6 protein-coding genes are annotated in these 6,945 nt (G+C 57.6%); 2 read left to right on the forward strand and 4 right to left on the reverse strand.

What is annotated here, in order from left to right:
* Positions 1-74 precede the first annotated feature (74 nt).
* Positions 75-1,037 (reverse strand): sugar-binding protein, encoded by a 963-nt coding sequence (locus FJ958_RS27825; RefSeq protein ID WP_140748218.1) that lies wholly within the window; start codon positions 1,035-1,037, stop codon positions 75-77.
* Between the two features lie 603 nt (positions 1,038-1,640).
* Between FJ958_RS27825 and FJ958_RS27830 the strand changes: the two genes are divergently transcribed.
* Both FJ958_RS27830 and FJ958_RS27835 read left to right on the forward strand, forming a co-directional pair.
* The gene (locus tag FJ958_RS27830; protein ID WP_181176543.1) at positions 1,641-2,738 is read left to right on the forward strand and encodes a LacI family DNA-binding transcriptional regulator; all 1,098 of its coding nucleotides are present in this window, start codon (positions 1,641-1,643) and stop codon (positions 2,736-2,738) included.
* A 213-nt stretch (positions 2,739-2,951) separates the two neighbouring features.
* Complete coding sequence (locus FJ958_RS27835) at positions 2,952-3,554, forward strand: hypothetical protein (RefSeq protein ID WP_140748221.1); 603 nt, start codon at positions 2,952-2,954, stop codon at positions 3,552-3,554.
* 134 nt (positions 3,555-3,688) lie between these two features.
* On the opposite strand, the gene FJ958_RS27840 is transcribed toward FJ958_RS27835, so the two are convergent.
* From FJ958_RS27840 to FJ958_RS27850, 3 genes are read right to left on the reverse strand one after another with little or no spacing between them, the layout of a single operon-like run.
* Positions 3,689-4,735, reverse strand: coding sequence for an N-6 DNA methylase (locus FJ958_RS27840; protein ID WP_140748224.1), 1,047 nt, complete (start codon positions 4,733-4,735; stop codon positions 3,689-3,691).
* Entirely contained in the window at positions 4,732-5,949 is a 1,218-nt protein-coding gene (locus FJ958_RS27845) for an N-6 DNA methylase (protein ID WP_140748227.1), read from the reverse strand. The genes FJ958_RS27840 and FJ958_RS27845 overlap by 4 nt, the downstream gene beginning before the upstream one ends.
* Positions 5,931-6,599, reverse strand: a complete 669-nt coding sequence (locus tag FJ958_RS27850) for a hypothetical protein (protein WP_140748230.1) — start codon at positions 6,597-6,599, stop codon at positions 5,931-5,933. Before FJ958_RS27850 ends, FJ958_RS27845 begins: the two co-directional genes overlap by 19 nt.
* Positions 6,600-6,945: the final 346 nt, after the last annotated feature.

The following is a 6,945-nucleotide window of genomic DNA, read 5'->3' on the forward strand; positions in this document are numbered from 1 at the left end:
ACGATCCTCGCGGCGTTCGTCAATGCGAGCAGCCGGCTCAAGGCTAGCTTGAGCCGGCTGAACTGCCTGTGGCCTTATTTTCCAGCCATCGCCTTCAGGTTGGCGGCATAGGTGTCGACATCATCCTTGCCGATGATCTTGGTCGGGATGATGATCAGATTGCCGGCCGGGATGCCCGACTTGTCGCCCTTGAGGTAGGCGGCCATCAGCTTCATGCCCTGATAGGCCCATTCGAAGGGCTGCTGTACGACGGTGGCGGCAATGGTGCCTTCCTTGACACCGCCCAGCGTGATCGGATCGTCATCGAAGCCGACGACGGTGATCGAGCCGAGCTTGCCGGCGTCGCGCAGCGCTTCATAGATGCGCGGCGTGTTGTAGGAATAGAAGCCGACCATGCAGGTGACATCGGGGCTGGCGACCAGCGCGTCCTCGACATTCTTCTTGGCGCGCGCCTGATCGATGTCGTCGCCGCGCACGTCGACGAGTTCGATCTTGGTGCCGGCAAGACCATCCTTCATGCCCTGGATACGCTCCTTGGCGTTGTCGGCGCCGAGCAGGCCGACGAAGCCCAGGCATTTACCGCCATTGGGCATCGCCTTCTTGGCGATTTCCGCCGCCTGCTTGCCGGCATCGACATTGGACGAGCCGATATAGGCGACGCGCTTGGTCTGCGGAGCATCGCTGTCGGTGGTGAACAGCGCGGTTTGCGAGGCGATCTTGTTCAAGCCATCCGTCGAGGTCTTGGGATCGACAGCCGAGACCATGATGCCCTTGACGCCTGCCGTCACCAGATCGTCCATCAGCCGCTGCTGGATGGCGACCGAGGATTGTTCCGGATATTTGAGCTCGAGCGTGTAGTCGGGCAGTTCGCCCTGCGCTTTCTTGACGCCGGCTTCGGCGGCCTTCCAGAAATCGGACGCGCCGTTGACGACGAAGGCCAGCGTCGGTTTGTCGTCGGCGCGCGCGACGGCGGTCGCCGTCAGGCCGACAACCAGGGCCGCGGCGGCCACGGATGCATTGCGTATCAAAGACTTCATGTTCAACCTCCCGTTTTGGTCCAGCCATCGGCCGACCGGTCTTGCTCACTGAAAATTTGCCTTGCTCACCTGAATTTGCCTTTTGAGGCTTGGACGCCCCTCCTCCTCAGGGGTTCCCGGCACCGAAAGAATGGCGTCGCTCCAGCCACGGCCAGGGACTTTAGAGACTCATCCTTCGTTCGTAAATAGTCCGATTTGTCTGACATATCATATGTCCGAGAAAGATCTCGCGGAGTCCAAGTCCGCTCGCCATCGGGCCAGTCACGCTCGCTTTCCGTCACCCCCGGAATAATGAGCCCGGATGCGACGGATTGACGTTACAGCGCATTTTTGTATTAGTAAACAGTATTAGTCTTCACCCCTGTCCAGACCGGTCACCGCGCGTCCGCGTCGATGCGCCGGCGGGCCGATGCCTTAGCCGTGCAGTGTTTAAGGCCGCGCAGCCCTGCCTTTCCTGATGCACGGAGCCGCATGAGCAATGGACTGCAAGGCAACTAATGGATATAAATCATGGGGCAGCTTCTATAAATCGATACCACCGCGCTATCTTGTCGGCCCGGCAGGCTGCCGCTAGACAGGACCAGGGATCGGGGACAGAATGCAATGAGCGAAACGACGGATAGGGAGACGGCGAGGCGCCGCAAGGCGCCGGCAAAACCCAAGGGCCGGGTCACCATGACCGACATCGCCAGGGCCGCCGGCTGTTCGCAGGCGACCGTCTCCTTCGTGCTCAACAATTCGCCAGGGATTCGGCTGTCGCGGCAGACGCGCGAACGGGTGATCGAGGCCGCCAGGGCGCTGGGCTACAGCGCGCCGGCCTTCTCCGCACTGAAGACGCCGGTTGCGGCCTTTGAGGGGCTTGACGGAGTGATCGGCTTTGCCGTCGACCAGCTCGCCACCAGCCCGGAGGCGGTGGTGGCCATCGAGGGCGCGCGCCAGGCGTCGTGGAATGCCGGCAACGTGCTGCTGGTGGCGCAGACCATGGGCGACGCCGTGATGGAGCCGCGCGCCATACAGGCGCTGACCCGGCGGGGCATTTCGGCGCTGATCTATATGACCATCTTCACCCGCGAGATCACGGCGCCCGACTTCCTCTACAGCCTCGAAATTCCGGTGATCCTGCTCAACTGCTACACGTCGGACTATGCCTTCCCCGCCGTGGTGCCCTCCGAGATCGCCGGCGGCCAGAGTTCGACCCGGCACCTGATCAGCCACGGCCACCGCCGCATCGCCACCATCACCGGCGAGCCGTGGATGCAGGCCGCACAGGACCGGCTGAAAGGCTACCGCCGCGCGCTCGCCACGGCCGACATCCCGTTCGACCCGGAACTGGTGGTGGAGGGCGACTGGTCGGCCAGCGCGGGCTATGCCGCGACGGTGAAGCTGCTGGCGCTGAAAGACCGCCCGACCGCCATCTTCTGCCAGAACGACCGCACGGCGATCGGCTGTTACGAAGCGCTGAAGGAAGCCGGCCTGCACATCCCCCAGGATATTTCCGTCGTCGGCTACGACGACGAGGAAATCGCCCGGCACCTGTTCCCGCCGCTGACCACCTCGATCCTGCCACACATGGCGATGGGCCAATGGGCGATCGAACAGCTCGAGGCGCCGGTGGTGGCGGGACAGGGGCGGTATCCGATCACCAAGCTGGAATGCCCGCTGGTGGAACGCGAGAGCGTGCGGGCCATGGCGGCAGGCTGAGGCGAGGCGACGGGCTGACACAGCGCCTTGTCCGCCGGCGATCGGCGAGGGTGTATTCCGTCGGTCCGCCGGCGGATCCGACAACCCAGCTCACCCTCTTGCGGCAGCGCCCTTGCCTGCGGCCACCTTGTGGGCGAACCCCATCGGTCGCGGTCACCATCATGCCGTCCGTTGCCAGTAGGCGGCCAGGCAATTGTCGTCCATACTTGAGCCATGATGGGTCGAGGCTTGCGCTGTGTGCAGGTGTGTGCGGCTTTGCTGACCGCGGACTGCCCGCGCGCCGAAGCCGACGGGACCAAACTCTTCCAGGCGGGCGCCTACTCCTTCTCGGACGAACTCGGCGGCTTCAGGATCCTTTCGGCCACCGGCGCCGGAACGCGCACCGACCCGATCGTGGTCACCGAGGAACTGGAGACGGCGGACCCGGTAACGCTGACCATACGCGCCGCCATGCCGATCCAGCCGTTCGGAACGGCGGGCAATTACGCGACCGGCTTCCTGCCGCTGAAGATCGTCGCCCTCAACAACAGCGGCGACGCCTGGATCGAATTCGAATTCGAGCTGCAGTCGATCATGAACCGGCCGAGCGACTATGGCGACGGACTGTCCTTCGACCAGGCGCAGCGCGAGGACAAAATGATCAAATCCGACAGCTTCGCCGAATTCAAACGCGACTTCGAGCCCTATGACAGACTGCTGTTCCGCAAAGGCAAGGTCGACCCGCTGGAGACAGCCTCGTTTTCATTCCTGGTGACGGACTTTTCGCCGAAGGACCGGTTTTATCTGGTGGAGGAGCCAAGGGTTCCTTCGTCGTAGGGGGGATGCGGGCGACGATCTTCAGCCCATCACTTTCTCGCCGATATCGTCGAAGCGGCGAAGGATCGAAAACCCGTGCATCACCAAGTACGGCATGAACTGGTCGCGTTACTCGGTGTGGTAATTTAATAGCATCACGCTGGCGTTGAAGGCGCCGATAGGGTGTTGTCGATAGCTGCAAACACTTTCACCGCATCGTCTTGCGCCTTGAACGCTTCCTGCACTTTCTGAGATATCTTTTGCTGCTCCTCCAATGAAGGCAAAGGGGCGATCGGAATTTTTAACAATTCCGACGGACTTTCCATCCTCGTACGGTTCGAAACACCGGTAATAGTGCCTTCCAAAATAGCACGCATTTTAGGTGATCGCAAAATCCTAACAAGATACTCGGCGTCGACGCTACATTGTTTCTCCGCCTTTATCCTGAAGATAAAGAACTCTTTAGAAACGACTAGCCCGTCACAATCCTCTCCTACAACACCTATTGATCCCCGAACTGCGTCGATCCCGGACACAAGGATATCTCCAGTCTTTACCACCCGCAGGTCTCTAGCCTCGTACTTTAGATCTTGTATACCCTTCGGCCTGACTCTCCCATCGACACTGCGCACCCACGCGTAACTGTAAATCAATGCCTGCTCATCGACCAGAGTGTCGTCCGGAATACGCACAACCGAGTCCAAAATTGCCGAGAGCGGGACCTGCTCGGGCATTGCCGCAATAAGTTCGCGCATTCTGTGATAAGCGAAGTCCAAGCGCTCGGATGGGGCATCATCAGATAGCCAGTACATTGACACTTTGTCGTCCATGCTTGGAACTTTTTTGATTACTGCCTTAAGTTTCTTCGCGTCAACAACGGCTCCTGCATACCCCGAAGGCGCTACGTCACGCCAAGCGCGGAACGCGTCAGTCACGGCTGGCAAATCATTCTCGCTATCCATACCGGTTGATGTATAGCCAATAGTATTAGCCTTAGCAAAAAATACCGGTTCCCTTTGAACTACGCTCGCATCCGGCTTCTTAATCAGTATGATTATAGAAGTTTTAGCCGTAGTTCTGGCAAGAAATTCGAAGGCGTTTCGAGGCAACGATATTATTGCCTTTATGAAGTAGTTATCTCTAATAAACGCACGAGCGCCGGAATATGCCGCCGTGTTTAGGATCGCTTCGTCAACAATTATCCCAACGCACCCCCCTTTCCATTCCTCAGGCGCGCCTCGAGAATCGCGCTCAGAAAGAGCGCCCCGCCCTTGGCATTGCTTCCGGCAGGAACATAGGTGAGTTTTCCAGACGCAATTAAGCTTTTGACTTTCGTCAGGTTGGCGTTCGCTGCATCTAGGTAGCGCTGTGCATGTCGCGCTTTTTTCTGATCGCTCGCGCTCAGAGCCTCAATAACCTTTGCCTGCCACGCAGCTGCTCGCTCCGTATAGACTTCGGCTTTCGCCTCTTCCACGCAGACGTGAGGGACAACCCGAAGCCGCTCGTTTGTCCACGCATTTGCTCTAGCCGAGACCTCGACGTCGTATCCATTGCTCCCAGGGACCGATTTGATCTTGCCTAACAATCCCGTGCGGGCGAGCTCCGCCGCAATCTCGTAGAAATTTACATCTCCAAGAGGCGGATTAGTCAGGGCTATGTCGATTGCCCCGTGGGCTCGGGCGGGCACGCGCGGTGCAAACACATCCGATGCAGACAATGCTAGTCCGTTGGCAGGCTTTATGTTCGATTTGCCGTCTCCATGCAGGTACATGTTCATTTTAGCAATAGTTGCAACCCAGGGATCGATATCTGTCCCAAGTAGCCGTTGCCGTCGTATGTCGCTTTCGACCTCCTCCTTAGTTTGAGAAGGAGTTGCTTTTGCAACTCGCAGCATCGATTCCATTGCATGAATAAGAAAACGACCGGTGCCACATGCTGGGTCTAGAATTGTATCTGTAGGCAGAGGAGCGACCAGACGAACCGTAGCAATGACCGCAGTCTCTGGTGTGAAAAACTGCCCGATCCGGTTGTCTTTTTCTGCTCGGCGCGCCAAGGCCTCGAATACCGCCCCGATAAAGTCGATACCTCCGGCCGACAACGGATAGCGCTCAAAAATAGGAAGCACGGTAGACGTAATGAAGTCGTCTGGTAGATCAATCTTCTGATATTGATCAAACATTCCGGAGATCTGAATGTCGTTGTCGAAAGATATATCCTTTAAAATCAAATGGTGTACTGTTCTATCTTTGTAGCTTGCATCAGCACGATCCGCTGGGCTTATGCCATTTTTATATTCCGCAAACCCCTTTAAAGTCGCTCTGCTCGCCGTGCCCCTCTTGTCTTCATAGAGAGCTATAAAGAAAAGATAGATTAGGAACTTGTGAGCTCTCTGACCAGTTATGCCGCGCTCGCGCAACTTGTTTCAAGCACAACAATGTCTTTGCGAAGGCGCTCCTGCCGAATAGCCAGTTCGCGTAATTGCGCGAGATCGAGTTCCTGTCTCTTGTCATCCCAATCGGGAAAGAGCTCGGACTGCAACACTTGGGCTGCGGCAAGGTCGGTGGCGAAATCCGGCCATCGTTTGATTGCCTCGGTGATGCCGGCTGGAGGATAGGCAGCAGCCGGAGCGCTGCTCCAATGTTCAAGATAGCCCTGGAGCCTGTTGAGCGGCAAGAAAATGATACGGCCCGGAGTACCGTCCTTTTGGCGGCGCTGATTCTCATTGCGAAGGAAGCGGGCCATTCTGACAGAGGTGCTCAACCCAGAATACAGAACGTTCGTGTCGATTCCGGGCTCTAACGCGATCGCTTTATTCAAGTGCTCTACAATGGATGTGAATTCGCTCTCGTCGTTGCGCTTAGCAACCTCTAGCAGAACACGCTTAAGCTTTCCATTTTCTTGCCACTCGATTGTAATGTCTGCGGCTGCGGTCGAAGGCGCATGCATAGCTGAAGTGCCATGATGAGTAACAGTCGCCCCCCGTTTGGCTAGCGCTTTTTGCACGTCTGCGGCTACGCGCTGCTCCAACTCAGTGCGAGGATCTAGATCAGAATATAGTTTGCTCATTCTCTCCTCGCCGATCTTTGTCGGCTACGGCCATTGGCTTTAAGGAAAGCCATGCCAGATCCATACGTCTGCGGGGACAACCAAAATCTAGCTCCTACGCCTCAAGCTGAAGAGAACGAAGCAGCATGAGTACGGTCTACGCAATTTTTTGCGATCGTGGCAACTGCAATTGCCAGGACTATCTCGGAGAAGCTTCTGCTAAGTCGTTCGACTGATAGCATCAAGCGTTGTATCGTGCGGATGTGCGGAAGAATGCAGCTGTTCACGTGTGAGCGACCCGAGACATAGGTGACGATTTGTACCGGACACATGGGTAACACTTTTGGCTTTTGGCCGGAGGTGTTGA

Origin of the sequence: Mesorhizobium sp. B2-3-5 (assembly GCF_006442395.1) — a bacterium.
Taxonomy (GTDB): Bacteria; Pseudomonadota; Alphaproteobacteria; order Rhizobiales; family Rhizobiaceae; genus Mesorhizobium.

Coding starts and splice junctions, on each gene's coding strand:
- FJ958_RS27825 (WP_140748218.1), bottom strand. CDS start 1,037: ATGAAGTCTTTGATACGCAATGCATCCGTGGCCGCCGCGGCCCTGGTT.
- FJ958_RS27830 (WP_181176543.1), top strand. CDS start 1,641: ATGAGCGAAACGACGGATAGGGAGACGGCGAGGCGCCGCAAGGCGCCG.
- FJ958_RS27835 (WP_140748221.1), top strand. CDS start 2,952: ATGATGGGTCGAGGCTTGCGCTGTGTGCAGGTGTGTGCGGCTTTGCTG.
- FJ958_RS27850 (WP_140748230.1), bottom strand. CDS start 6,599: ATGAGCAAACTATATTCTGATCTAGATCCTCGCACTGAGTTGGAGCAG.